Annotated in this window: 27 protein-coding genes and 1 tRNA gene; 20 read left to right on the top strand and 8 right to left on the bottom strand. The window is 69.3% G+C overall.

Going from position 1 to position 23,982, the window contains the following annotated elements:
- Positions 1 to 16 precede the first annotated feature (16 nt).
- A complete protein-coding gene (locus tag M8859_RS01060; RefSeq protein ID WP_159920282.1) occupies positions 17 to 1,357 on the top strand; it encodes a M16 family metallopeptidase in 1,341 nt (446 codons plus the stop codon).
- Between the two features lie 153 nt (positions 1,358 to 1,510).
- The gene (locus tag M8859_RS01055; protein WP_159919730.1) at positions 1,511 to 1,933 is read left to right on the top strand and encodes a hypothetical protein; all 423 of its coding nucleotides are present in this window, start codon (positions 1,511 to 1,513) and stop codon (positions 1,931 to 1,933) included.
- Between the two features lie 18 nt (positions 1,934 to 1,951).
- Here M8859_RS01055 and M8859_RS01050 read toward each other — a convergent pair whose 3' ends face one another.
- Complete coding sequence (locus M8859_RS01050) at positions 1,952 to 2,278, bottom strand: ArsR/SmtB family transcription factor (RefSeq protein ID WP_249643606.1); 327 nt, start codon at positions 2,276 to 2,278, stop codon at positions 1,952 to 1,954.
- A gap of 93 nt (positions 2,279 to 2,371) precedes the next feature.
- On the opposite strand from M8859_RS01050, the gene M8859_RS01045 reads away from it, so the two are divergent.
- The 3 genes from M8859_RS01045 (at position 2,372) to M8859_RS01035 (ending at position 4,716) form a co-directional block, all read left to right on the top strand.
- A complete protein-coding gene (locus tag M8859_RS01045; RefSeq protein ID WP_249643605.1) occupies positions 2,372 to 3,586 on the top strand; it encodes an MFS transporter in 1,215 nt (404 codons plus the stop codon).
- A gap of 71 nt (positions 3,587 to 3,657) precedes the next feature.
- A tRNA-Gly gene (locus tag M8859_RS01040) sits at positions 3,658 to 3,733 on the top strand.
- A gap of 659 nt (positions 3,734 to 4,392) precedes the next feature.
- Positions 4,393 to 4,716: a cold shock domain-containing protein gene (locus M8859_RS01035; protein WP_159919726.1), complete on the top strand. Its 324-nt coding sequence runs from the start codon at positions 4,393 to 4,395 to the stop codon at positions 4,714 to 4,716.
- Positions 4,717 to 4,782: 66 nt separating this feature from the next.
- Here M8859_RS01035 and M8859_RS01030 read toward each other — a convergent pair whose 3' ends face one another.
- A complete protein-coding gene (locus M8859_RS01030; protein WP_195070494.1) occupies positions 4,783 to 5,172 on the bottom strand; it encodes a hypothetical protein in 390 nt (129 codons plus the stop codon).
- 204 nt (positions 5,173 to 5,376) lie between these two features.
- On the opposite strand from M8859_RS01030, the gene M8859_RS01025 reads away from it, so the two are divergent.
- From M8859_RS01025 to M8859_RS01010, 4 genes are all read left to right on the top strand, one after another.
- Positions 5,377 to 6,609: a glycosyltransferase gene (locus M8859_RS01025; protein WP_159919724.1), complete on the top strand. Its 1,233-nt coding sequence runs from the start codon at positions 5,377 to 5,379 to the stop codon at positions 6,607 to 6,609.
- Between the two features lie 70 nt (positions 6,610 to 6,679).
- A complete protein-coding gene (locus tag M8859_RS37165) occupies positions 6,680 to 7,678 on the top strand; it encodes a PfkB family carbohydrate kinase (RefSeq protein ID WP_195070495.1) in 999 nt (332 codons plus the stop codon).
- A 480-nt stretch (positions 7,679 to 8,158) separates the two neighbouring features.
- Positions 8,159 to 8,830, top strand: coding sequence for a PAS and ANTAR domain-containing protein (locus tag M8859_RS01015; RefSeq protein WP_159919720.1), 672 nt, complete (start codon positions 8,159 to 8,161; stop codon positions 8,828 to 8,830).
- Positions 8,831 to 9,166: 336 nt separating this feature from the next.
- A complete protein-coding gene (locus M8859_RS01010) occupies positions 9,167 to 9,979 on the top strand; it encodes an RNA polymerase sigma factor SigF (protein WP_159919718.1) in 813 nt (270 codons plus the stop codon).
- Positions 9,980 to 10,028: 49 nt separating this feature from the next.
- Here the strand turns inward: M8859_RS01010 and M8859_RS01005 are convergent, their stop codons facing one another.
- The gene (locus tag M8859_RS01005) at positions 10,029 to 10,982 is read right to left on the bottom strand and encodes an AraC family transcriptional regulator (RefSeq protein WP_159919716.1); all 954 of its coding nucleotides are present in this window, start codon (positions 10,980 to 10,982) and stop codon (positions 10,029 to 10,031) included.
- A 393-nt stretch (positions 10,983 to 11,375) separates the two neighbouring features.
- Here M8859_RS01005 and M8859_RS01000 point away from each other — a divergent pair, with 393 nt between their 5' ends.
- Positions 11,376 to 11,525, top strand: coding sequence for a hypothetical protein (locus M8859_RS01000; protein WP_159919714.1), 150 nt, complete (start codon positions 11,376 to 11,378; stop codon positions 11,523 to 11,525).
- A gap of 241 nt (positions 11,526 to 11,766) precedes the next feature.
- On the opposite strand, the gene M8859_RS00995 is transcribed toward M8859_RS01000, so the two are convergent.
- Positions 11,767 to 12,723, bottom strand: a complete 957-nt coding sequence (locus tag M8859_RS00995; protein ID WP_223512925.1) for a YihY/virulence factor BrkB family protein — start codon at positions 12,721 to 12,723, stop codon at positions 11,767 to 11,769.
- A 223-nt stretch (positions 12,724 to 12,946) separates the two neighbouring features.
- Between M8859_RS00995 and M8859_RS00990 the strand changes: the two genes are divergently transcribed.
- Complete coding sequence (locus tag M8859_RS00990; RefSeq protein WP_249643604.1) at positions 12,947 to 13,435, top strand: FBP domain-containing protein; 489 nt, start codon at positions 12,947 to 12,949, stop codon at positions 13,433 to 13,435.
- Between the two features lie 214 nt (positions 13,436 to 13,649).
- Here M8859_RS00990 and M8859_RS00985 read toward each other — a convergent pair whose 3' ends face one another.
- From M8859_RS00985 to M8859_RS00975, 3 genes are all read right to left on the bottom strand, one after another.
- Positions 13,650 to 14,081, bottom strand: a complete 432-nt coding sequence (locus M8859_RS00985) for a YbaB/EbfC family nucleoid-associated protein (RefSeq protein ID WP_159919708.1) — start codon at positions 14,079 to 14,081, stop codon at positions 13,650 to 13,652.
- 158 nt (positions 14,082 to 14,239) lie between these two features.
- On the bottom strand, positions 14,240 to 14,632 hold the full coding sequence (locus tag M8859_RS00980) for a hypothetical protein (RefSeq protein ID WP_195070497.1): 393 nt from the start codon (positions 14,630 to 14,632) through the stop codon (positions 14,240 to 14,242).
- A gap of 94 nt (positions 14,633 to 14,726) precedes the next feature.
- On the bottom strand, positions 14,727 to 15,116 hold the full coding sequence (locus tag M8859_RS00975) for a VOC family protein (protein WP_159920278.1): 390 nt from the start codon (positions 15,114 to 15,116) through the stop codon (positions 14,727 to 14,729).
- Positions 15,117 to 15,275: 159 nt separating this feature from the next.
- Here M8859_RS00975 and M8859_RS00970 point away from each other — a divergent pair, with 159 nt between their 5' ends.
- Positions 15,276 to 16,388 carry an alcohol dehydrogenase catalytic domain-containing protein gene (locus M8859_RS00970; RefSeq protein ID WP_159919704.1) on the top strand — a complete coding sequence of 371 codons (1,113 nt, stop codon included), beginning with the start codon at positions 15,276 to 15,278 and terminating at the stop codon, positions 16,386 to 16,388.
- 56 nt (positions 16,389 to 16,444) lie between these two features.
- On the opposite strand, the gene M8859_RS00965 is transcribed toward M8859_RS00970, so the two are convergent.
- Positions 16,445 to 16,879, bottom strand: coding sequence for a MarR family winged helix-turn-helix transcriptional regulator (locus tag M8859_RS00965; RefSeq protein WP_195070498.1), 435 nt, complete (start codon positions 16,877 to 16,879; stop codon positions 16,445 to 16,447).
- A 76-nt stretch (positions 16,880 to 16,955) separates the two neighbouring features.
- On the opposite strand from M8859_RS00965, the gene M8859_RS00960 reads away from it, so the two are divergent.
- The 8 genes from M8859_RS00960 (at position 16,956) to M8859_RS00925 (ending at position 23,976) form a co-directional block, all read left to right on the top strand.
- Entirely contained in the window at positions 16,956 to 17,390 is a 435-nt protein-coding gene (locus tag M8859_RS00960; protein WP_195070499.1) for a winged helix DNA-binding protein, read from the top strand.
- Between the two features lie 101 nt (positions 17,391 to 17,491).
- The gene (gene dapB, locus M8859_RS00955) at positions 17,492 to 18,238 is read left to right on the top strand and encodes a 4-hydroxy-tetrahydrodipicolinate reductase (protein WP_249643603.1); all 747 of its coding nucleotides are present in this window, start codon (positions 17,492 to 17,494) and stop codon (positions 18,236 to 18,238) included.
- 52 nt (positions 18,239 to 18,290) lie between these two features.
- Positions 18,291 to 18,791, top strand: coding sequence for a hypothetical protein (locus tag M8859_RS00950; RefSeq protein WP_159919696.1), 501 nt, complete (start codon positions 18,291 to 18,293; stop codon positions 18,789 to 18,791).
- 24 nt (positions 18,792 to 18,815) lie between these two features.
- A complete protein-coding gene (locus M8859_RS00945) occupies positions 18,816 to 19,268 on the top strand; it encodes a flavodoxin family protein (protein ID WP_195070501.1) in 453 nt (150 codons plus the stop codon).
- 108 nt (positions 19,269 to 19,376) lie between these two features.
- Complete coding sequence (locus M8859_RS00940; RefSeq protein ID WP_159919694.1) at positions 19,377 to 20,063, top strand: DNA-binding response regulator; 687 nt, start codon at positions 19,377 to 19,379, stop codon at positions 20,061 to 20,063.
- A gap of 11 nt (positions 20,064 to 20,074) precedes the next feature.
- A complete protein-coding gene (locus tag M8859_RS00935; protein ID WP_249643602.1) occupies positions 20,075 to 21,352 on the top strand; it encodes an ATP-binding protein in 1,278 nt (425 codons plus the stop codon).
- On the top strand, positions 21,345 to 22,364 hold the full coding sequence (locus tag M8859_RS00930) for a DUF8320 family protein (protein WP_195070502.1): 1,020 nt from the start codon (positions 21,345 to 21,347) through the stop codon (positions 22,362 to 22,364). Before M8859_RS00935 ends, M8859_RS00930 begins: the two co-directional genes overlap by 8 nt.
- 412 nt (positions 22,365 to 22,776) lie before the next feature.
- Positions 22,777 to 23,976: a winged helix-turn-helix domain-containing protein gene (locus M8859_RS00925; RefSeq protein WP_195070503.1), complete on the top strand. Its 1,200-nt coding sequence runs from the start codon at positions 22,777 to 22,779 to the stop codon at positions 23,974 to 23,976.
- Positions 23,977 to 23,982 lie beyond the last annotated feature (6 nt).

The raw sequence follows: 23,982 nt of genomic DNA, 5'->3' as shown, positions 1-23,982 counted from the left end.
GAAGACGACAACCCCTCTGCTCAGCACCGGGCAGGGGGGTTCGTCACTCGAGCTGCGGGCGGACACGGACGGGGGAGTGCGGCGCACCGTGCTGCCCGGCGGGTTGCGCGTGGTCACCGAGCATCTGCCCGGGGTCCGCTCGGCCTCTATCGGCGTCTGGGTGGGGGTCGGTTCGCGCGATGAAGGCCCGACTGTCGCGGGTGCCGCACACTTCCTGGAGCACCTGCTGTTCAAGGCGACGCCGACGCGCTCGGCCCTGGACATCGCGGAGGCGATGGACGCCGTCGGCGGCGAGCTGAACGCGTTCACCGCGAAGGAGCAGACCTGCTACTACGCGCACGTCCTGGACGAGGATCTGCCGCTGGCCGTCGACCTGGTCTCCGACGTGGTGCTCAACGGCCTGTGCCGGTCCGCGGACGTGGACGTCGAGCGGCAGGTGGTGCTCGAGGAGATCGCGATGCGCGACGACGACCCCGAGGACCTGGTCGGTGACTCCTTCCTGTCCGCGCTGTTCGGCGATCACCCGATCGGGCGCCCGGTGATCGGCTCCATCGAGTCCATCGAGGGGATGCGGGCCGCGCAGTTGCGCTCGTTCCATCTTCGGCGTTACCGGCCGGAGCGTATGGTGGTCGCGGTCGCGGGCAACGTGGAGCACGACCACACCGTGGAATTGGTGCACCGCGCTTTCGAGAACCGGCTCGACCCGGCGGCGGCGCCCGCGCCGCGGCGCGAGGGCCGATTCCGGCCGCACGGCGCTCCGCAGCTGCACTGGAGTCATCGCGACAGCGAGCAGGCTCATCTGGCTTTCGGCGTGCGCGCCTTCGGGCGCCACGAGGGAGACCTACGGTGGCCGCTGTCGGTGCTCAACACGGTGGTCGGCGGCGGGCTGAGTTCCCGTCTGTTCCAACGCATCCGGGAAGAACGCGGGCTGGCCTACTCGGTGTACTCCAGCGTCGACACCTTCGCCGACACCGGCGCGTTCTCGGTCTACATCGGCTGCCAGCCGGAGAATCTCGGCGAGGTGGCGGCACTGGCCCGCGGCGTACTGGAGGAAGTCGCCGCCGACGGCATCAGCGACGCCGAGTGCGCGCGGGCCAAGGGCTCGCTGCGCGGCGGGCTGGTGCTCGGCTTGGAGGACTCCGCCTCGCGCATGAATCGTCTGGGGCGCAGCGAACTGAGTTACGGCAACCATCGCAGCGTGTCCGAGACCTTGTCCCGCATCGACGCCGTCACCACCGACGAAGTGTCCGCCGTCGCGCGCACGCTGCTGGCGCGGCCTTTCGCCGCGTCGGTCGCCGGACCGTACAAGCGCACCCGCGATCTCCCCGCTGCCGTCCGGCGGCTGGTGCCGAGCTGATCCTGGCCCGAGCCGTGAGAGAGGGGTTCGCGGCTTGGCGTGAATTCCCTCGCCGCGATACTGTTTCGGCCGCCCGGCCGGCGATCCTCGCCGGAGGGCGTTGAACTCGATTGTCCGGGTGTCGGATCCGGCGATCTCTGGCAAGGAGTCGAGATGAACCGAACGAATCGTGCCCTTCGCGCGCTGGGCGCGGTTTCGATGCCGATCCTCGTGCTGTCCGGGTGCGGTGGAACGGACGCGGACGCAGGCAAGGCGGGCGAGCCGACCGCGTCCGCGCTGCGCGAGGAAGCCACCGAGATGAACGACGCACTGGCGAGCCACGACTACGCCGCCGCGTATCGATTCCGGTCCGCGCGTTGCAGGCTCACGCTGAACGAGGACGACTATGTGGCGGCCATGGCGCAGCTCTACGACGGACGGGATCTGAAGTCCAAGCCGTCGGAGGTCACCGTCACGACGTCGGGGTCGACGGGGACGGTCACGGTCGTGAACTTCGACGCCCGCGCGGCCGAGGACGATCCGAAGCCGAAGACGTGGACGTTCATCGACGGGAAGTGGCGGTTCGACGCCTGCTGAGCGCGCGCCCCTTCCGGATCACTCGCGGCGAGCGCGGTTGGCGGCCGCGACGATCGTCGGAACCAGTCCGGGCAGGGCGGACTCGAGGTCGTCGAGGCGCAGGCGCTGGCAGGTGTGTCCGTCGATGATCAAGCGCTCGATGACGCCCGCGTCGCGCAGGATCTTGAAATGGTGGGTGGCCGTCGACTTGTTGATCGCCTCGTAGAGCGCGCCGCAGCGCACCGCCGTGCCCGCGTTGCCGAGCCTGCGCACCATCTCGAGGCGCACCGGATCTTGCAGCGCGCTGAGCACGGTGGGCAGCGCCGCCACCGGTGGCGCCTGCACCACGTCGCGGACATCGGACATGATCTGGCTCACTCCTAGGTTTGATGATCGTCGTACCGGATGTATCGTCGACTGTGGTTCGATCATCATCAAACTTACCTGATCGGAGGGTCGATGGCAGCGACGATGGCGGTGGCCGTCGATGAGCAGGCCTCGCAGCGCTGGGCCTACGCTCTGGTCCTGGCCGCCAGCGGTGTGGCGCTGGGGGTTTCGGGCGTGCCCGCGCCGCTCTACGGCATCTACGAGCAGCAGTGGCATCTCTCGCCGCTCACCACGACCCTGGTGTTCGCCGTCTACGCGGTGGCCGCGCTGGTTGCGGTGCTGGTGTCCGGGCGCATTTCCGACGTGGCCGGCCGGAAGCCCGTGCTGCTCGGAGCTTTCGCCACGATGGTCGCCGGACTGGGGGTGTTCGTGCTCGCCGACAGCGTGTCCATGCTGCTGCTGGCGCGTGCGCTGCACGGCCTCGCGGTGGGCTCCACGGTGGTGGCGGGCGCCGCCGCGCTGCTTGATCTGCGCCCGCACCGCGGCGCGCGATCCGGGCAGCTCAGCGGCGTCGCGTTCAATGTGGGGATGGCCGTGGCCATCCTGGGCTCGGCACTGCTGGCGCAGTACGCGCCGCATCCGCTGCGCACGCCCTACGTCGTGATCACCGTCGTCTGCCTGGCGATCGGCGTCGGCGTGCTCGCGCTGCGTGAACCGCACTCGGCCCGGGTGGCCGGACGCATCCGGATCGCCAGACCCGCGGTGCCGCAGGAGATTCGCGCCGACTTCTGGTTCTCCGCGATCGGCGTGATGGCGGCCTGGTCGGTGCTGGGCGTGCTGCTGTCGCTGTATCCCTCGCTGGCCGCGCAGCAGACCGGCATCCACAATCTGGTCTTCGGCGGCGCCGTCGTCGCCTCGACGGCGTTGTCCGGCGCCACCGCGCAACTGTTCGCGACCGGCGTGCCCGCCCGATGGGCCGCGATCCTCGGCGACACCGGCATGGCGCTGTCGCTGCTGCTGACCGTGCCCGCGCTGGCCACGCACAACTGGGTCGCGGTGCTGGCCGCGGGTGTCGCGCTCGGCGCCACCTTCGGCCTCGGCTTCGGCGGTTCGCTGCGCCACCTGTCGGAGGTCGTGCCGCAACACAAACGCGGCGAGACGATGTCGGCGTACTACTTGCTCGCTTACTCCGCCATGGCCTTGCCCACCATCCTGGCCGGTTGGGCCGCCACCACCTGGGGGCTGAGCACCGTATTCCCCTGGTTCGTCGGTGTCGTCGCTCTGGCGTGCCTGATCGCGGCCGGGCTCGGCCTGCGCCGCAACCGGGCGGCGGTCCCGCGGGCATGAACGGCGATTGGCTTTTTGTCAGGACTGTCCGCTAATGTTCTGTGTCGCATCGTGGACAACGCGATGCGAGTGCGGATGTAGCGCAGCTGGTAGCGCATCACCTTGCCAAGGTGAGGGTCGCGGGTTCGAATCCCGTCATCCGCTCCACGATTTTCCCTCTCATCGCCGTCGGCTCGGACGCGTATCTCGGTTGCGGATTCGCATGTCGCTCGGCGATCCCGATCTGTTATGCATCGGTTGATACTTCCGCCCGAGACCGCTGGATCGGGGCGGTACCGGAGCCCTGATGTCGGTTGGTGTCGATCGCCCGAAGGTCCGAGTCTCCGTGCCGCATCCGAGCGGCCGAGTCGATTCAGTGCTCCGCGCGCCGACTGCTCGCGTGGCATGGCGGCTGCGCGGATTTGTCGCGTGTCGTGGACACATGCGCAGCCCTCCGAAGCCTTCCTCTCAGCACTTGCATCAACTTTTCGACAGTGCTATAAGGAATCTGTCTGCAAAGGCATAGGTTATGTGGACTCGACAAGGCAGATGAGGTGAGTCGGGTCATCCACAGGGAAGACAAACGATGAGAAAGGCAGGTGAGCCGCGGACCAACCGAACCGTCACGTCACTCTCTTCCGAGGCGGGCCCGGCACCGGCGTCCGGGCCCGCGGCTCCCGTAGTCACGACCGCCCGCGCCCGGAGAAAGGACCAACGTGCCGAACTCGACGATTCCCACCGATAGCGTCGCCGACCACCGATAGCGGCACACGCCTGCCGACGACTATCTCTTGGCCTTCCGACCCGAATCTCGGTGCACGCTTGTCATGACCAGCACGACGCATTCCCGGATCCACACTCGACTTCCGCATCCGCTCCGCACCCACCGGGACACCCTCGTTCCGGCCACAACCACCGAATGGCGCCACGGTACCGTCGCCTGGTTCAACACCGAAAAGGGCTTCGGCTACCTCGAACCCGACGACCGCACGAGCCCGGTATTCGTCGACTTCCGCGCCATCGACACGCGCGGATACAAAACCCTCGCCCCCGGCCAGACCGTCGTGTTCACCACCACCGTCACCGACCGCGGCCCCGAAGCGGCGACCGTACGCCCGTACACAGCCCGCCCCTATCCACTCGGTAGGTGAAGGCCGCGGACCGAGCCGGGGCCGAGCTACGCTTCGGCGGCCGTCCGCCGCGACCGATCGGTTCGGTCACATCGGAAGCGACTGATCGAGTAGTTCATCGATGTCGCGGCAGACGTCCCCGGTCGGCACGCCTGCCACGAACGACACGTCGTGCGGGCATCGGGGGAGTGTCTCGTCTGTGCAGTCGCGATCGCAGACCGGGCAAGCAGTGGTCCACGGCCCGCGCAGGTCACGCAGAATCGGCTCGGCAGCGGACCGATCGGCCGACGTCGATTCGAGACGGGGTTCGAACGGTACGGGCGCCGTGCCCGCCAGGTCAACGACCTCGAGCGCTCGCAAGGTCTCGTGCTGGTGGTAGTGGAACGGCAGCGTGCGGGTCCGGGCCGCAAACTCGTCCCAGCGGGCCCGGTACCGGACGAGGGGCAGCTGGTTCGGCGCAGGTGATCGCGTGCGCATGCGACCTCCTGCGGGGACTACGACGCGCCGGAAGCAATGTCGTCGCTCTACCCGAGGCCGCGGGACGCAAACCGCGCGGTGGTCGTGACTTCATGTTTCGGTGCGGTCGGTACGGGCATGTCAGCACCTATCGGGCTGTCGACGCGAGGCCCGGATCCGCTACTGCGCTAGTCGTCCAGTCGCCCTCGACGAACGGAGCCAGCAGTGAAGATCGCGATGGTGTCCGACCACGCCAGCCCGCTGGCGCAACTCGGTGGTGTCGACGCCGGTGGCCAGAACGTCCACGTCGCCGAGCTATCGGCGGCAATCGCGCGACGCGGGCACGACGTCACGGTCTACACCAGGCACGACGGCTCCCAATCCGAGCAAGAGGTTATGACCGGCGCGGGCTACCGAGTCGTCCACGTCCCGGCCGGTCCCGCCGAGTACGTGCCCAAGGACCGGATCATGCCTTACCTCGGCGAGTTCTGCGCGTTCTTGCGGGCGCACTGGGCCGCGTGCCCGCCCGACCTGGTGCACGGCCACTTCTGGATGTCGGGTGTGGCGTCCGAGCCGGCGGCGCGGCAGTTGCGGATCCCGCTCGTGATGACCTTCCATGCCCTCGGCTGCGTCAAGCGGCGGTACCAGGGGACGGCGGACACCAGCCCACCCGCGCGGGTCCATATCGAGCGGATCATCGCCCATCGCGCCGCGCACGTGGTGGCGACCTGCTCGGACGAGGTGGACGAACTGTCCGGGATGGGGGTGCCGAGGCCGCGGATCTCGGTGGTGCCCTGCGGGGTCGACCTCGACTGGTTCGCCCCAGACGGGCCCGCCGACCGGCGCGGCCGAACACACCGGCTGGTCTCCGTAGGACGGATGGTGCCGCGCAAGGGTTTCGACCTCGCGATCGCGGCTCTCTCGCGCTTGCCCGACACCGAGCTGGTCATCGCGGGAGGCGAATCCGGCGATGATCCGGAGATCCGCCGCCTTCGCGGTGTGGCCGCCGAATACGGCGTGGCGCAGCGGGTGCGCCTGCTCGGGCACATCCACCGCGCGGCGATGCCCGAGCTGCTGCGCTCCGCCGATGTGGTGCTGTGCACGCCCTGGTACGAGCCGTTCGGCATCGTGCCGCTCGAGGCCATGGCGTGCGGCAAGCCCGTGGTCGCCACCGCCGTCGGTGGCCTGCTCGATACCGTCCGCGACGGGATCACCGGACGATTGGTCGCCCCCGCCACGCCGGCGGCGGTGGCCGAGGCCGTCCGCCCACTGCTGGAGGACCCAGGCCTGCGCCAGACGTGGGGTGCGGCGGGACTGCGGCGTGTCCGCAGTGGCTACTCCTGGGACCGGATCGGCGCCCGGACGCTCGACGCCTACCGGTTCGTCACTACCGATCGCTTCGCCCACGGCGAGCCGCCCATCATCGCGCCGGGAGCGACGCCGGAGGGAGCGACGTGAACAGGCGACCGGCACGGGGACTCGGCCGGAGCGGATCGCGCGCGGCGTCGGAAGCCGTGCTGGAGCGGAAGTGACGGCAACGGGCGATCCGCTGGTCGTGATCGGCGACGCGCTGCTCGACATCGACCTCGACGGTCGGGCCGACCGGCGCTGCTCGGAGTCGGCGGCTCCTGTCGTCGATGTCGCGCACCGGACGTTCCGTCCGGGTGGCGCCGGATTGGCGGCCCGGCTCGCCGCGGCGGGCGACCGGGAAGTCGTCCTCATCGCGGGCTTCGCCGCCGACGAGGCGGCTGCTCGGCTGCGCGCGCTGCTGGACCGGCACGTGCGGGTCATCGGGCTCCCCATGTGTGGTTCGACGGTCTGCAAGCAACGAGTGCGAGCGGTCGGCCCGTGGGCGAGTCCGAACGGGCACACCCGGTCCAGGCAGGCTCGGCCACCCGTCCTGATCACCAGAATGGATTCCGGCACCGGACGAGTCGGCACGGATCCGCTGCCCGAGGAGGCGCACGCCGCGGTCGCGGCGGCGCACGCTGTACTGGTCTCGGACTACGGTCGCGGTACCGCGGCCCACCCGCGAATTCGCGCGCTGCTGCGCGACCACGCGGAACGAGTGCCGGTCGTCTGGAATCCCCACCCGCGCGGACCCGTACCGATTCCGGGGGCGGCCCTGGTCACCCCGAATCGCGCGGAAGCGCTCGATATGCTGTCCGGCCGACTCGACGAGGGGCCGGATCTGTGGAGGCTCGCCAAAGGATGGGCCGTTGCGGCGATCGCGGTCACGCTCGGGTCGGAGGGCGCCCTGGTCTGCCTGCGTGCTTCCGGTAAACGCCTGCGCATCCCGCTTCCCGCCGGCGCCAAAGCACCCGACGGCAGCGACACGTGCGGTGCGGGTGACAGTTTCTCCGTCGCTGCCGCAACCCTTCTGGGCGAGGGAAGCGAGCCGGAAAGCGCGGTGCGGCGTGCGGTGGTCGCGGCGGCCGAGTTCGTCGGCTCCGGCGCCGCCGCCGCGTTCTCGGAATCCGAATCGGCCGTGCTCTCCGGTGTGTACGCAGACAGCCGGTGGATCTGACCCGCGCGCTGCGGCTCGGGGAATTCGCCGATCGGCGTACCCGCCCAGCATGCCGGGGGATCCCGCGGAATGGGTGATGCCTGGCCGTCTCCCGAGCATCGGGGTCGAGGTGCCCTCGCGGCGGCGTCCTCGTCTGCGTACGCGCCGAATCGGGAGCCGAGGGCAACGGGTAGCGGATTCGCGGCATCGGCGACTCGAATGCCTTGCGTAGCAGGCGGTCGACTCATGGGAGTCCGGCAGCTCGATTCGCGTCGCCCTCCGGGCCGAAGGAGTACCGCCGTGCCGGAGCCGGCGACGGATGACATACTGGTTGGGCAGGTCACCGGCTGCCGACACGATGGGTCGCGCGCCGGCCGTTGAGTCAACAGCGGATTCTCGGCCGAAGCGCGCCCATGTCCGCGTGTCCCCTCGGGGGACGTCGGCGGTCAGGGTGCCTTTTGCGGCCGCAAGCCCCTTGTTCGTCGGAGAGGCATTGCATTCATGATCCAACGCATCGGGCCCCGCGCGTCCGCTGTGACCACCCCGTCACCGTCGGACCAGCCCGCGATCGGAAGTTTCCGGTTCTGGTTCGGCACTCGCCGCTGGGAGTGGTCTCCCGAGGTCTATCGCATGCACGGGTATCGGCCCGGTGAGATCGAACCCACCACACAGCTGCTCTTGGCGCACAAACATCCCGACGACCGCACGCACGTCGCCGAGACCATCACTCGCGCAATCGACCACGGCGAGCCCTTCTCGAGCCGGCATCGGTTCATCGACCTGTCCGGCCAGGAACACACCGTGCTCGTCGTCGCCGATCGGATACTGGACGACACGGGCGCCGCGGTCGGCACCTCCGGTTTCTACGTCGACTTGTCCCATACTCTCGCCGAGGCTCATCAAGCCATGCTCGCCGCGACTCTGCCCGGGCTTTACGAGAATCGCGCGGTGATCGAGCAAGCCAAGGGCGTGCTCATGCGCATCTACCAGATCAACGCCGATCAAGCGTTCCAGGTCTTGCGGTGGCGTTCCCAGGAAACCAACACCAAGCTGCGCGCGCTCGCCCAGCAGTTGATCGCCGAACTTCCGCTGGTGCCGCCGCCCCCACCGGATCTGGTCGCCGCGTTCGACCACATCTTGCTCACCGTCCACCACCGCATACCGCGCGACTGATCGTGGTGGAGGCGGTCCGCGCGAGTCCCGGTCGTCCGGCGCCGTGCGGGCGGATGACGCGACGGTACGGACCGAAGGCGGTTCAGGGAGACATCGCGGGAACTTCGTGGACGAGGCCCACCGGCAGCACTCCTCCGGTGGCGCGCCGCAGCCGCTGCGGCATCTCCTCGACGACGGGGGTGCCGAGAACGAACAACTATCCCGCCACCTGTCCGAAATACGAATAAGACCGCCCACGAACGCTTGACGTAGTCGCAGGACGGTACTCGGCGATCGTCGCCTCGTTCACGAACTCGCGAGCGCGTCGATCGCTGGAAGAGAAAATCGAGGAAGCTCATGGCATTGGCGACCGCGCACAGGACCGCGACGCCGCGCCGGACGCGGCGCGGAACCGACAGCTACGACGGCATCGAACCGTGGCTCGAGAAATTGTCCGCGATGGACGACAGCGACCCCGGACGTCCGCAGTTGCGGGAAGCGATCGTGCGCCGGTGCCTGCCGCTGGCCGAGCACATCGCCCGCCGCTTCGTCGGTCGCGGGGAGAACTATGAGGATCTCTACCAGATCGCCTCGGTGGGGCTGGTCCTCGCGGTCGACCGTTTCGACCCGGCGCGCGGACCCTCGTTCCTGTCGTTCGCCGTCCCGACGATCATGGGCGAGGTGCGCCGCCATTTTCGCGACCACAGCTGGGCCGTGCGGGTGCCACGCCGGATCAAGGAGATCCAGCTGTCCATCGGTCCGGCCGTGGAGAAGCTCTCCCAGCGCTTGCAACGGATGCCCACCGCCCTCGAGATCGCCGTGGAGCTGAACATCGACCTGCTGGAGGTCACACAAGCGCTGCTGGCGGGCAACGCCTACTCCACCAACTCGATCGACGCTGTCATCGAGGACGACGACACCGGCAGCGCGCCGATCGCCGAGACATTCGGCGCGGAGGATCCTTCCTACGAGCTGACCGAAGAGGCCCTCGCGGTCGCTCCCTTGCTCGCCGAACTGCCCGAGCGCGAGCAGCGGGTGCTGCGCATGCGCTTCTTCGAGGGCCGTACGCAAGCGCAGATCGCCGCGGTGCTCGGCGTCTCGCAGATGCATATCTCCCGCGTCTTGTCGCGAACCCTCGCCGACCTGCGAGAACGCGCCCTTCGCGACTGATCGCGGTACCGATACCGTCCGCGCGAGGCCGACCAGCCACGCCGGACGGTCAGGATTGGAGAGTCGTATGCGGGGATCGGCCGTACGCCTCGCGGTAGGCGGTCGCGAATCGTCCGGGATGAGCGAAGCCCCACGCTCCGGCGATCGAGGTGACCGTGTGACCGTCGTCGGGCGAGCCGTCGCGCAGTTGTTCGTGCGCACCGCGCAGGCGAAGCCGCCGCAGATACGTCATCGGCGTCGTGTCGAGGTGGCGCCGGAACGCCAGTTGCAGCGCACGAGGGGTGACGTAGGCGGCCGCGGCGATATCGGCGACGGCGATGTCGTCGCACACATGTGATTCGAGGTACGCCAGTGCCCGCCGCACCGTATCGGGATGGGCGTCGTTGCGATCGCTCGCCGTCGGATCGGTGTGGGCGGTACTGGGGAGGGCGTGCAGCACGCTGGCGGCCAGGTACTGCGCGGCGTTCGAGGTGATCAGCGGTTGTTCGCGCGTCGTATGGTCGGCCGCGATGCCGCGCATGTGCTCCAGCACGGAGGACAGGTGCCGAGCGGCGGCCGGTGAGACCGGCCGGTGACCCGTCAGCCGCACCGGTTCCGCGTCGTGGCCGGGGGTGGCGGCGGCGACCCGGGTCAGCAGGGCGGGGTCGAACATCGTGATGCTGTAGCGGGCGTGGTGGATCACGCCGGAATACGGCAGGTCCGGGGGAGTCAGCAGCCCGACCTCTCCGGGGCGGAAGAAATCGGTACCGCTGTCGAAATAGTTCTCTTCGATCGCGCCGGTCTCCACGTGGCACAGGCAAATCTTGCCCAACGGCTGCGCGTTGTAGCTCATGTCGAAGCGCAGCTCGAAATCGTCCAGGTCGACCGGACCCAGCAACGTCCGGGTGATGGTCGTCCGAACCGGTCTCCCGGTATCGTTGCCGATCCGCATCTTGGTGTAGTTGAGGTTGAGGAATTCCTCGGTATCACTCAAGCTGTCGCTCTGGAAGGCGAATGACTCCATCGATGCGACACTCCTGCTCATTCCGGTGCGGCGTCCCGTCTCGCCAGCGCGTCGTAGTAGTGGTTCATAGAGCGGCTCTGCTCGGCGTACGGACTGGTCACAACCGTTGACGTCGGTAGACGGGTGGCTAGGAGCGGTTGGTACCACGCGGCGCGACCGCGCTCGCAAGCCCGGACACACGAATGGGCGAATACCCGATCGACCCGGCTTCAATCGTCGGACGTGCACGCTCCTGCCGTGCGGCACTCGTGCCGAACCGAGTCCAGCGGCTCACCGCAGGTTCCTCGCCGCCGCTCGCGGAAGTGTTTCGTCCTCGCCCGAGCGGCCACCCTGATCGAGAGGGTGCATCGTCGCCCCTCCACACGAAACCGTCCGGAAAGACGAGGAGGCCCCATGGTTTCGCAGGACACGCTCGCGCAACTGCGGCAGGACATCACCACCGCCGAGGACGCGGGCGACGAGGCGAACGCCGAGCGTCTACGCCGTGAGCTCGCCGAAGCGATGCGGGAAGCAGGCAAGAGCACCGAGACCGATCAGCGGTGACCGATCGGCGGCCGTGGAGGTCGGCGGCGCCGTGCCGCCGACCTCCGGAACGGTCATCCGGCGTTCTCCCGGTTCCAGAGCCCGACGGCTTCGGCGAGTTCCTCGCGGTGACGCCGCAGTTCGTCCGGGCGGGTTTCGGTTACCGCCACCGGCTCGGCTCAAATGCCGTGGAGCCGTGGTCAACTCGTCACCGTCTCGGTCTTTCGGCCGCAGATGTCCGCGGATTCCTTGCCGCGCTTGCTCATTCGTCGGGATCGTCGCGCGGCGGTAGATAAGGCTCGGCGTCTTCGGGATGACCGTGGGCGATGTTGCGCGCCCGTGCCAGTTCGGCATCCAGCTCCGCCCCGAGCAAGACCGCGATATTCGAGATCCACAACCACACGAGAAAGACGACGACGCCGCCCAGCGAGCCGTATACCCGGTTGTAGGAGCCGAAGTGGCTGACGTAGAACGCGAATCCCCAGGACGCCCCCGCCCAGAGCAGGACAGCCAGCGCGCTTCCCGGCGTCAGCCACCGGAACCCCGGCTGTCGCACGTTCGGCGCCGCCCAGTACAGCAGAGCGAACACCAGGCTGATCAGTGCCATCATGATCGGCCACTTGGCGATGCCCCAGACCGTGATCGTGGCCTGCCCCAGCCCGAGCCACCGACCGACCTGGTCGGCCAGCGACCCGCTGACCACGACACCGACCGTGCAAACGCCTAGCAGCGCGACCACCGTGGCGGTCAGGGCCACCCGTACCGGCACCGTCTTCCAGATCGGCCGTCCTTCCGCGATGTCGTAGATCGCGTTGGTCGCGCGCATGAACGCGCCGATGTAAGCGGACGCGGTCCACAGCGCGGACGCCAACCCGAGCAACGCCAGGGGGCCGGCCGGGGCTTGCGCCTCGTGAATATCGTTGATCGCGTCGATGAGCAGATCCGTTCCGCTGCCCGGCCCGATCTCGCGAATGGCGTCGACCAACGTCAGGGTGTCGTCCCGTCCGAGCATGCCCAGCCCGGCGGTCAACACGATCAAACCCGGAAACAGCGACAGCACACTGTAATACGTGAGAGCCGCGGCCCAGTCGCTGAGATTGTCCTCTTGGAACTCGACGACCGACCGCTTGACCACACCCCACCACGACCGCCCGGGCAGATCCGCGGGCCCGCGCAGCCGACGGTGCGGCGCGAACTTCTTCTGTAGGTCTTGCGCCACCTCGCACCTCCCGCTGGCGGCGCGATACCCGCCGTGCGCGCCTCGAAACCGCCGTGACCTCCGAGGGGTTCGATGATCCGCGGCCCCGTGGGCGGCCTTCATCGGAACGCCGACTCGGTCACCGGACGGAGACCGACCAGCCGGAAAATCCGTTGTTCGGTCAGCACGCCGACCGTAGCCTCGCTTCGGTTCTGTCCACCGATCAACCGAAGGAGCTTTCGTCATGGAACCCGTCACCGAACGCGACATCAGATCGTCGTTCGTCAACTGTTCGAAAGGAGACGCCAAGCGGTTGCCCGTCCCGAGGGACCTGGACGAGCGGCCCTGGGCGGACCTGGACTTCCTCGGCTGGAGCGATCCGTCCTTCCCCGGACGCGGCTACCTGGTCGTCCCGCAGGACGATCGCTTGGTCGGCGTCGCACTGCGGTTTGCCACCGGCGGCACCGGACGGGCGCAGATGTGCACGATCTGCCTGACCACCCACACCGGCGGAGGGGTCTCGCTGATGACCGCGCACAAAGCCGGGGAATCCGGCCGCAAGGGTAGCTCGGTCGGCGCCTATATGTGCACCGATCTCGCCTGCTCGCTATACGCGCGGAACAAGAAGCGGCCCGCGCTCGGGAGCCGTTACCGGGAAGATCTCACGACCGTCGAGAAGGCCGAGCGGGTGCGCGACAACATGAACACGTTCCTCGCCAAGCTCTACTCCTGATCACTTCGCCCATCCATCAGGCAGCCGGCGCGCTGTCCGCACGAACGGAGGTAGATGCCATGTGCCGACACTCGAGAACCGCGCGGTCGAGCCACCCGGGTTTTCCTATCCTGCAGCAGCCTTGGTGGCCGTGATTCCTCGCCGGTCGAGTCGGTCCGGATCGGCCGGACCGTCCCGTCCGGCGAGGAATCACGGCTCCGGAAGCATTGAGCGCCTAGCCCGGCGAGTCGTGGCGCGTGGGTTCCCACACCTCCCGCAGGCTGGGGGCGCCCGGGACGAGATCGGGCAGGTCGGGTATCGCTTCGGTTTCGGCGACGAGCGGGGCGATGATCGCCGCGTGCTGGTCACGAGCCAGCTGCGCCGCCTGCCTGCCCGCTTCGGTGACCGAACGGCCCAGCTGTTCCGGTGTGCTTTTCACAGCGGTGGGGCTGAACCGCACGTCTACGAGGACGCCCCCGGCGTCCACGGTCACTTCCACCAGCTTGTCCGCCGACTCGGCCGTGCACCGCACCGCCGACAGCTTCTCGCGCACCTCCGACAAGTGGGTACGCTGCTCGGCGAGCGCATCCAGGATGTGCTCCACCTGATTGCGCATTCCACTGTTGGCCGAGCGCAGCCCGTCGCGTTCCCACCGATCCACCGGCACCGACCTCCTCGAGTCCGTCGTCCCGGACCGTCGAAGCGCGGGTTCGCCGCATACGCCGAATCGCGACCGGCGACGCACCCGCGTCCGAGAACGTAGGCGGGAATTGTCCGGCACCCGGGGCGCCGCCGCAGCACGCACATCCCCCTGGCTGGGAATGGTCAGGCCGGCACGGCCTCGGTTTCGTGCACCGTCAGCCAGCGGACCTCACCGGGATCGCCGATCGTCAGCACGGCTGTCACCCGACGGTGGGTGACGTTCTCCGCGGCCCGCTGCGTCTCCAGGAAACGCACGACCGCGATGTCGCCGGACCACAGGAGTTCTTCGACGTCGGATATCTCGATGCGCAAGCCGGGCACGGAGTTTCCCGCACCGCGCAGCCCCGCTGTCAACGCGCTGCGCCCCAGCACCTCGCCACCGGTCGTCACCATGCTGAAGCGCTCGTGCTGCGCCGCCGCGAACCGCTCGAAGACCTCGATCGGCGCCTGCGACCCGAGCCACGTCGCGAGGTCGGCGTGCAAGCGCTCGACCACGTCGACCAGATCGACACCCATGCGCGGCATCGTACGCGCCGCTGGTCACCGCTTGCGGGACAAGCTCTTCGGTGCGTCATCGGGTCTCGGTAGCGCGGTCCGGACGGGCGTCAGCTCAGCCGCCGCCGTACGGGACGGTGATCAACTCCAGGAAGTGACCGCTGGGATCCAGGAAGTACACCCCGCGACCGCCGTCGTTGTGATTGATCTCGCCGGGCCGCCGCTGCTGCGGGTCGGCCCAATGATCCACCTCGTACCGCCGGATCTTGGCGTAGGCCGTGTCGAATTCGGTCTCGGAGATCAAGAAGGCGTAATGCTGGGGTTGGATGTCGGTGATCTGGGCGGGCACGTTCGCGAAGTCGAAGGTGACGCCGCCGGGCAAGGAGACCGGAATGAACGGCCCCCAGGGGGCGCCGACTTCCAGTCCCAGGATGTCCGCCCAGAATTCGGCGGATATGCGATGGTCCCGGCAGCCGACAATGGTGTGATCGAACTGTACGGACAGTGGAGTCTCTCCTCTGAAACGTGACGGTCCCGACCCCGGGCTCGGTACAAGGCGGCCAACGGGAGCACCGTCACGGCCGACCAACTTAACACCAGCTTCGCGCGACCGCCAGTGCTCCGACCCGGTGTGCCGAGCCGTCGTGGGGGTAGCGTCGGCGGGATGAAGATTCGTGGAGCGGTCTTGGAGCGGATCGCGGCGCCGGCGCCGTTCGCCGGATCGACGCCGATCACCGTGTGCGATCTGGAGCTGCGCGAGCCGGGGCCGGGCGAACTGCTGGTCCGGATCGAGGCGGCGGGGCTGTGCCATTCGGACCTGTCCGTGGTGGACGGCAACCGAGTGCGGCCGGTGCCCATGCTCCTCGGACACGAGGCCGCGGGGCGGGTGGCCGCGGTCGGCCCGGGTGACGGCGACATCGCGGTCGGGCAGCGCGTGGTCATGACCTTCTTGCCGCGATGTGGCGAATGCGCGGGTTGCGCGACCGACGGCCGCACGCCCTGCGTGCCCGGCAGTATCGCCAACAACGCGGGCGAACTGCTCAACGGTGGGCGGCGACTGGTTCGCGACGGGGTCGAGGTGCACCACCACCTGGGTGTGTCCGCGTTCGCCACCTACGCGGTGGTGGATCGCAGATCGGTGGTCGCGGTGGACGACGACGTGCCGCCCGAGGTCGCGGCTGTCCTCGGCTGCGCTGTGCTGACCGGCGGTGGGGCACTCCTCAATTCGGCGCGGCCGGGAACCGGGGACCGGATCATGGTCGTCGGTCTCGGCGGCGTCGGTATGGCGGCGGTGCTGGTCGCGGTCTCGCTCGCCGCGGAGGGACACGAGGTGATCGCGGTCGACACCGTGCCGGACAAACTCGCCCTGGCACGGGAATTGGGCGCGCATGCGGCGTACACGCCGGCCGAGGTCGCCGAGCTGGGTGTGCAGGCCGAGGTGGTGGTCGAGGCCGCGGGCAACATCCGCGCCTTCGAGACGGCCGTCGCGGCGACCGCGCCCGGTGGTACGACGGTCACCGTCGGACTGCCCGCCCCCGATGCCCGCGCCGCGATCTCCCCGCTGGCCTTGGTCGCCCAAGGGCGGTCCATCGTCGGCAGCTACCTCGGTTCCGCCGTGCCGTCCCGCGACATCCCCGAGTACGTTCGGATGTGGCGCGCGGGACGTCTGCCGGTGGAGCGGCTCGTCTCGGCGCACGTCGGCCTCGGGGACATCAACCGCGCCATGGACGAACTCGCCGCCGGCCACGCATTGCGCCAGGTCATCGTCTTCGACTGAACGGGCCTGCCGACAGTCTCGCCCGGATTCCGTGACCATCGGGTCACGACGGCCGCTCAGTCGGCGATCCGATCCATTCCGTCGACGAATCGTTCCAGCAGCCGGGCGAATTCGACCCGATCGGCGGGTGTCCACTCCGCCATGGCCGCGGCCATGGCGCTGCACCTGTCCGCTCTGGCCTCGGCCGTGGCCCGGCGCCCGGTGGCGGTCAGGCGCAGGACCGAACGCCGCCCGTCGCGCTGATCGGCGACCCGCTCCAGCAGGCCGGAGGAAACCGCCTGCGCCACCAGGCGACTCGCCCGCGGCTGGTCGACACCGAGCGCGGGAGCGAGGCCGCCCACCGTGTCGGCCGCGCCGTCGGCGACGGCGTCGAGTACGCGGAACACCGCGACGGGAATCGCGCCGTCGCTCAGCGCGCCACGGGTCTGCCTGCGGCGGATCCGCACCATCGCCGCTGCCACGGCGATGGTGATCGTGTCGTGCTCGTCCATTCGCTCCCTCCGTCACGGCCGCTATTTGTATGTAAAATTACATGTAATTGTAGCTTGGCATGCACGGGAGCTGAACATGGCCATCCAGCGCGGAATCGGGTACTGGCTCGTAGAACTCGATCGACTGATAAACCAGCGCTTCGACGAAGACCTCGCCGCGGGCGGGCTCAGCCGTAGACGCTGGCAGGCCTTGCATTCGCTGGCGAAGGGGCGGCAGCGCGCCGACGACGTCCACGACGCCCTCGACGCCTTCTGGGCCGACGATGCCGAGTGGCCCACCGAACTGGCCGAGCTCACCGCCGCCGGGCTGGTCCGCGACGACGGAGGCGTGCTCTCGCTGACCGAGTCGGGCCGTCGCGCGCACGACGAGGCCTTCGCCCGGATCGGCCTGCGCAGGCGCCAGATGGCGGCGGGCATCACCGACGAGCAGTTCGCCGAGACCGTGCGGTCGCTGCAACGGATGGCGGGGAACCTCGCGGCCCCGCCCGGCGACCGCGAGCCGGTGGGATAGGCGGCCCGCCTCCTCGCTGGGGCCGGCACGGGCGGCGACCGGACTGCCTCCTGCCGCGCCCACTAGGCTGATCCCCGACCGAAGCGGAACGAGGAGGTGCGGTGACCATTCGGGTCGGAGTGCTCGGAGCGCGTGGCAAAGTCGGACAGGCGATCTGCGCGGCGGTGACGGCGGCGGAGGACCTGGAACTGGTCGCCGCCGTCGACAAAGATGATTCGCTCGACACGTTCACCGCGGCGAATACGCAGGTCGTCGTCGATTTCACCCACCCGGACGTGGTGATGGGGAATCTGAGGTTCCTGGTGGAGCACGGCATCCACGCGGTGGTCGGCACCACCGGCTTCGACGACGCCCGCTTGGCGCAGGTGCGCGACTGGCTGGCCGGTCATCGGGAGGTCGGCGTGCTGATCGCACCGAACTTCGCCATCGGCGCGGTGCTGTCCATGCGTTTCGCCGAGCAGGCCGCCCGGTTCTTCGAGTCGGTGGAAGTCATCGAACTGCACCATCCCAACAAGGCCGACGCGCCGTCCGGCACGGCCTATCGCACCGCGGGCCTGATCGCCACCGCACGCGACAAAGCGGGTCTGGACCGCAGTCCCGACGCCACGACCACCGAGCTGGAGGGTGCGCGCGGCGCCGACGTGGACGGAGTGCGGGTGCACTCGGTGCGCCTGGCCGGTCTGGTCGCTCACCAGGAGGTGCTGTTCGGCACCCAGGGCGAAACCCTCACCATCCGGCACGACTCGATCGACCGCTCGTCGTTCGCCCCCGGTGTGCTGCTCGGCGTGCGGGAGATCGCGAACCGCCCCGGTCTCACCGTCGGGCTCGACCCGTTCCTGGACCTGTGAGCGAGCGGTGGCGAGCACACCGGATGGCGCCGAACCCCGGCGGAGCGCGACGGTGAGCGGCGCGGAGCCGGCGGATCGGAAGGGCAGCGGGGAAGTCGTCAAGGTGGTCGCGCTGATCGCGGCGCTCATCCTGGTGCTCGGCTTCTATTTCCTGTTGCTCGGCCGGATAGCGGTCGGTCTGATCGGTTCCGGCGACGTGGCCGCGATCGTCATCGGCGTGGGCGTGCTGATCCTGCCGCTGCTGGGCGTGTGGATCGTCGTCGCCACCGTGCGCGCCGCGCTCGCCCATCAGCATCTGGCACGGCGCATCCACGACGAGGGCCTCGAACTCGACACCTCGCAGTTGCCACGGCTGCCGTCCGGCCGCATCGAACGCGCGGCCGCCGACGAACTGTTCGCGACGGTCAAGGCGGAGTGGGAGGCCGACCCGGACAACTGGCGCGTCTCCTACCGTCTCGCGCGCGCCTACGACTACGCCGGTGACCGCACCAGGGCCAGGGAGACGATGCGCCGTGCGGTCGCACTGGAACGGCACGAGCGCGACACCCGCTGACAGCGGGCCGATACCATCGCAGGGGTGGCCCGGTTGCTGATCATCCATCACACGCCGTCTCCGCATATGCAGGCGATGTTCGAGGCCGTTGTCTCCGGCGCCACCGACCCCGAGATCGAAGGTGTCGAGGTCGTGCGCCGCGCGGCACTGGCCGTCACCGCTCCCGACGTACTGGCCGCCGACGGATACCTGCTGGGCAGCCCGGCGAACCTGGGTTACATGAGCGGCGCGCTCAAACACGCCTTCGATACGATCTACTATCCGTGTCTCGATTCCACGCGCGGCCGCCCGTACGGTTTGTACCTGCACGGCAACGAAGGCACCGAGGGCGCCGAGCGCGGGGTCGCCGGCATCACCACCGGACTGGGGTGGGAGCAGGCCGCCGCCACGGTCGTGGTCTCCGGTCCGCCCGCCAAAGAGGACCTCCAGCGGTGCTGGGAGTTGGGCGCCACGCTCGCCGCCGGGCTCATGGCCTGAATCCCCCGAATTCTGGTGTCTGACCATCGCGCACCATCACCCGGCATACTGTCTGCGATTGTTGTTGCGGTGGGGACGTGGACGAGTAGCTCGGGATGGGAGAGCCAGGTGACCTGGGTCGAAGGGAGCGAGAACGCACCGCGGCGGATCGGATTGGTCGAAGACCACGAGTCGGTCGCGATCGGTCTCGCCGCGATGCTTGCGCCGCAGACCGATCTCGATCTGGTGCTGACCGCGGGCACCGTGCCGGAACTGCTCGCCGCCGTCGACGGCGAGCCGAAGCTGGATCTGGTGGTGCTGGATCTGCGGCTGGCCGACGGGTCCTCGCCCGAGGACAACGTGCGCGCCCTGCGTGACCGCGGCATGGAGGTGCTGGTCTTCACCGGCGCGGACAACGCCTTTCTCGTGCGCTCCGCCGCGCGCGCCGGGGTGCTGGGCGTGGTCCGCAAATCCGAGGACGTGCCGACCGTCGTCGCCGCCGTGCGCCGCGCGGCCAGCGGCGAACAGGTGGTCACCACCGACTGGGCGGCCGCCATCGACGGCGACCCGCAACTGTCCGAGGTGGGCCTGAGCCCGCGCCAGGAAGAAGTGCTCATGTTGTACGCGTCCGGCGAGAAGGCCTCCCGGGTCGCGCGGTTGACGGGTCTGTCCGAGCAGACGGTCAACGACTACCTCGGCCGGATCCGGCAGAAGTACGCCGATGCCGGTCGTCCGGCGCCGACCAAGACCGACCTGTACAAGCGGGCGGTCGAGGACGGATGGCTGCCGGTTCCCGAGCGGCACCCACGCGGATGATCGCGTCCAGCATGCTGGGCACCCCGTCGCACTCGCGCTCCCTCCGGCTCTACCGACTCCGCGCGAGGCGTTTGCGCCACGGAGTCGCCGCACTGTCCAGGGGGAAAGCCTCCGAGGGCGCCGCCGACCGCATCCTGCACAGGCTCGGGCTGGCCATCGGAATCGCCGGGGTGATCGCCGCGATCGTCGAACTGCCCGAGATCGCCGATCAGAGTCGCTTCGTGCCCGTCCGGTGGACGGTGGTCGAAGTGGTGCTGGCGTTCGGGCTGTTCCCGGTCCTCGCGGTCGTCTCGGTCAGCCTGAGCGCCCGAATGATCCAGCGGGTCGCCGGTGCGGCAGCGGTGAGTTTCCTCGGAGCCACGGCGGTGGTTCCATTCGTGTATGTGGTGCCCGAAGCCTTAGGATCGGCGTCGCTCTGGCTGTACCGGGTGCTGGCGCTGGGCGTCCTGGCGGCCGTGCTCGCTTGGCGTCCACCGCTCGCAGTGGCGTATCTGGTGGTGGGCTCGGCGTTCAGCGCGCTGGCGAATCTCGTCGTGCTCGAGGACACCACCGCCCTGGCGCTGCTCGGCTATTTCGCCAGGGCGGCCGGGCTGAGCGCGCTGTTCCTGTGGTGCGTGATCTATGCCAGGGCCGCGGCCGCCCGAGTGGATCGCGAGTCGGCCATCGAAAGCAGCCGGGCCGCGGCGGTCGCGGGCGCGGCCGCCCGCGAACGGGAACGCGCGCGCTTCGCCGCGCTGATCCACGACGCGGTGCTGTCCACCCTGCTGGACGCCTCCCGCGCCGGGACCGAATCGCCGGTCCTGCGCAGGCAGGCCGAACGGACCCTCGAACAACTCGACGAGTGCCGGGTCGGGAACAGCGAACTCGACCGGCTGGACGCGCAATCCGCGATCGGGTTCCTCCGCTCCGCCGTGCACGAAGTGAATCCCGATACCCGGTTCACCGCGCGGCGCTGGGCCGGATTCGACGATCTGCGTCTACCGGTGGACGCCGCGAGCACGATCGCCGCCGCGCTCGCCGAGGCCGTACGAAACAGCCTGCGTCACGCCACTGTTCCCGGGCGTGCGGTCCGCCGCACCGTCACGGTGACGATCAGCGCGGGCGGTATTCGAGTGGTGTTCCGTGACGACGGCGCGGGTTTCGACCTGAGTGAGGTGCCTGTCGATCGGCTCGGTATCTCGGTGAGCATCCTGGGCCGCATGCGTCAGCTGCCGGGCGGCGCCGGGTTCGTGGAATCCGAGCCGGGCGAGGGTACGACCGTGACGCTGGTGTGGGGCGGAAATGGCTGAGCGGGAAACCGAAGTTGGACTGCGCGATCTGCTCGGCCTCCGTGGCCGCGCGGCGTGGCTGTACCTGGTCATTCTCGAAGTGACCATAGTGCTGTGCATGGTCCAGAACTTCTCCGAATCGCTGGTGGCCGCCGTGGCCGCCGCCCTGGTCGTCCTGGCGTTGGCCGGTGTCGTGGTGCTGCTGGCGCCGACCGATCCGCTGCCTTGGCCCGCGACCGTGTTCGTCTCCGCCTCCGGGCCGCTGGCCGCGGCCCTCACCTCGGTCGATGTCGAGCACGCCTGGTCGAAGCAGGTGTGGACGGCGTTCGCCGCCTCGTATGTGCTCGCCGTGCTGGTGTTGCGCGGACGTCTGGCCGCGGCCTGGCTCGGCGTCGTCGGCACCGGCGCGGTGATCGCTGTGGTCGGTGTGGCGGCCGGTCTGCAGGTGGGCGTCGTCGTAGGGTCGATCGTGCCGGTCGCCACGGTTGCTGGGGTTTCCCTGTTCGCGGCGATAATGCGCCCCACCCAGCGTTCGCTGCGGCTGCTGCGTGAGGAGGCGGCCATGCGCGCCGCCGCCGAGGCCGCGATGGCGGCGGAGAACGGGGAACGCACCCGTCAGCTGGCTCGGCTGGACGCGGTGGCGCGCCCGATCCTGGAACGCATCGCCGACGGCGACGACCTCACCGCCGCCGAGCGCGAACAGTGCAGGCTCCTGGAAGCCGAACTACGTGACGGCCTCCGCGCCCCGCAACTGGCCACCGACCAGCTCAGCAGCGCCGCCCGCGGAGCTCGCTCCCGCGGCGTCGAGGTGATCCTGCTCGACGACGGCGGTTTCACCGGGGTCCCGCACCGGGTGCGCCAGCAGGTGATCGACGCCGCCACGGGAGAACTCGACGCCGCGAACGAGGGTTCGGTCACCGTCCGCATCCTCCCGACCGGCCGCCGTATCCTGGCCACCGTCCTGGCCACGGCGACGGACCGGGACCGCCGCACCGAAATCGACGCCACCGGCGCGATCACCGTCTCCACGTGACGTCCTCGGAGGTCGCGACGCCATCCGAATCGCGTGCCGACCACCACCCGACCGCATCGGCCCAGCTCCCGGTTTGGAGCGCAGCGAGATCGAGCGTTGTCTCGTTCGCGGCCTGGTTCGTCTTCGAGTGGCCGCCGCGTAGGTGGGGAAGGAGTCGCCGGTCACCGAGAACGGCGAACCCGAGGTCTGACGATCACCGGCTCACGCATCCGCATCGGCCCAGCTCCCGGTTTGGAGCGCAGCGAGATCGAGCGTTGTCTCGTTCGCGGCCCGGCTCGCGTCCGAGTGGCCGCCGCGTAGGCGACGAAGGAGCAAGCGGCGGTCGCTCGGACGCGAGCCACCAAGGGGCCGAGAACACGCCGCGCCCGCGCGGCCGAGAACACTGTCGGTGGCTCGTGGCATTGTTGCCCTCATGCGGAAGATGGGCGCGGCGGCGGCGCGGCGAACGGCGTTGGCGGCGCAGGGTTTCGGGGCGCGTAGGCCCGGTCGGGTCACCCGGCGAACGGTGCTCGGGGTGCTGGAGCGGACCCAGTTACTGCAACTGGATTCGGTGTCCGCGGTGGTGCGGGCGCATTACGCGCCGGTGTTCAGCCGGATCGGGCCCTACGATCGTGCTCTGCTCGATCAGGCCGCGTGGAGCAATGGCGCGCGGCGGCCGCGGGCGCTCGTCGAGTACTGGGCACACGAGGCCGCCCTCATCCCGGTCGAGGACTGGCCGCTGCTGCGCTGGCGGATGCGGCAGTACGAGCACGGGCGCTGGTCCGGTATGCGCAAGGTGGTCGAGCGCAATCCCACTCTCGGCAAGGACATCTTGGATGTGATCACCGAAGTGGGCGCGGCCACGGCCGGGGAGGTCGAGCGCCACTTGGAGCTGGACAAGCCGCGGCCGAAGGGTTCCTGGTGGAATCTCAGCGATACGAAGATGATCTGCGAGCAGCTGTTCGCGGCTGGTGCGTTGTCTGTGGCCACCCGGGTCGGATTCACCAGGCACTACGACCTGGCCGAGCGGGTGCTGCCGCCGGAGGTGCTGGCGCGCGAGGTCTCCGAGCCGGACGCCGTCCGCGAACTGGTGCTTCGCGCGGCCACCGCCCACGGCATCGGCACCGAAGCGGACCTGCGTGACTACTACCGTCTCCAGCGCACCCAGACCGAACCGGCCATCGCCGAGCTGGTGGACGCGGGCGAGTTGATCCCGGTGGAGGTGGCGGGCTGGGCGAAGCCGGCTTATCTGCGGGCGGGCGCGCCCACACCGCGTCGCATCGAAGGCGCCGCGCTGCTGTGCCCGTTCGACCCGCTCATCTTCTTCCGCGCACGCACCGAGCGTATTTTCGATTTCCACTACCGGATCGAGATCTACACCCCGGAGCACAAGCGGGTGCACGGCTATTACGTCTTCCCGTTCCTGCTCGACGGGGAGCTGGTCGGCCGTGTGGATCTGCGCGCCGAGCGCGCGAACGGCCGGTTGTGGGTGCCGGCCGCGTTCGCCGAGCCCGGGTACGACACCCCCGCCACCGCGCACGCCGTCGGTGGTGCGCTGCGCGAGCTGGCCGATTGGCTCGAACTGGACGAGGTCGCCATCGGTGATCGCGGCAATCTCGCCGCGTTGCTGTAGCGCTAC

The organism is Nocardia sputi (genome assembly GCF_023501985.1).
Note: the sequence above shows the minus strand (reverse complement) of the source record. Positions and strands in the feature narration are given on the sequence as shown.

Excerpts from the sequence above, each read along its gene's own strand:
- M8859_RS01055 (WP_159919730.1), top strand. The coding sequence starts at position 1,511 with ATGAACCGAACGAATCGTGCCCTTCGCGCGCTGGGCGCGGTTTCGATG.
- M8859_RS01050 (WP_249643606.1), bottom strand. The coding sequence starts at position 2,278 with ATGTCCGATGTCCGCGACGTGGTGCAGGCGCCACCGGTGGCGGCGCTG.
- M8859_RS01045 (WP_249643605.1), top strand. The coding sequence starts at position 2,372 with ATGGCAGCGACGATGGCGGTGGCCGTCGATGAGCAGGCCTCGCAGCGC.
- M8859_RS01035 (WP_159919726.1), top strand. The coding sequence starts at position 4,393 with ATGACCAGCACGACGCATTCCCGGATCCACACTCGACTTCCGCATCCG.
- M8859_RS01030 (WP_195070494.1), bottom strand. The coding sequence starts at position 5,172 with ATGCGCACGCGATCACCTGCGCCGAACCAGCTGCCCCTCGTCCGGTAC.
- M8859_RS01015 (WP_159919720.1), top strand. The coding sequence starts at position 8,159 with ATGATCCAACGCATCGGGCCCCGCGCGTCCGCTGTGACCACCCCGTCA.
- M8859_RS01010 (WP_159919718.1), top strand. The coding sequence starts at position 9,167 with ATGGCATTGGCGACCGCGCACAGGACCGCGACGCCGCGCCGGACGCGG.
- M8859_RS01005 (WP_159919716.1), bottom strand. The coding sequence starts at position 10,982 with ATGGAGTCATTCGCCTTCCAGAGCGACAGCTTGAGTGATACCGAGGAA.
- M8859_RS01000 (WP_159919714.1), top strand. The coding sequence starts at position 11,376 with ATGGTTTCGCAGGACACGCTCGCGCAACTGCGGCAGGACATCACCACC.
- M8859_RS00990 (WP_249643604.1), top strand. The coding sequence starts at position 12,947 with ATGGAACCCGTCACCGAACGCGACATCAGATCGTCGTTCGTCAACTGT.
- M8859_RS00980 (WP_195070497.1), bottom strand. The coding sequence starts at position 14,632 with ATGGGTGTCGATCTGGTCGACGTGGTCGAGCGCTTGCACGCCGACCTC.
- M8859_RS00970 (WP_159919704.1), top strand. The coding sequence starts at position 15,276 with ATGAAGATTCGTGGAGCGGTCTTGGAGCGGATCGCGGCGCCGGCGCCG.
- M8859_RS00965 (WP_195070498.1), bottom strand. The coding sequence starts at position 16,879 with ATGGACGAGCACGACACGATCACCATCGCCGTGGCAGCGGCGATGGTG.
- M8859_RS00960 (WP_195070499.1), top strand. The coding sequence starts at position 16,956 with ATGGCCATCCAGCGCGGAATCGGGTACTGGCTCGTAGAACTCGATCGA.
- M8859_RS00935 (WP_249643602.1), top strand. The coding sequence starts at position 20,075 with ATGCTGGGCACCCCGTCGCACTCGCGCTCCCTCCGGCTCTACCGACTC.
- M8859_RS00930 (WP_195070502.1), top strand. The coding sequence starts at position 21,345 with ATGGCTGAGCGGGAAACCGAAGTTGGACTGCGCGATCTGCTCGGCCTC.
- M8859_RS00925 (WP_195070503.1), top strand. The coding sequence starts at position 22,777 with ATGCGGAAGATGGGCGCGGCGGCGGCGCGGCGAACGGCGTTGGCGGCG.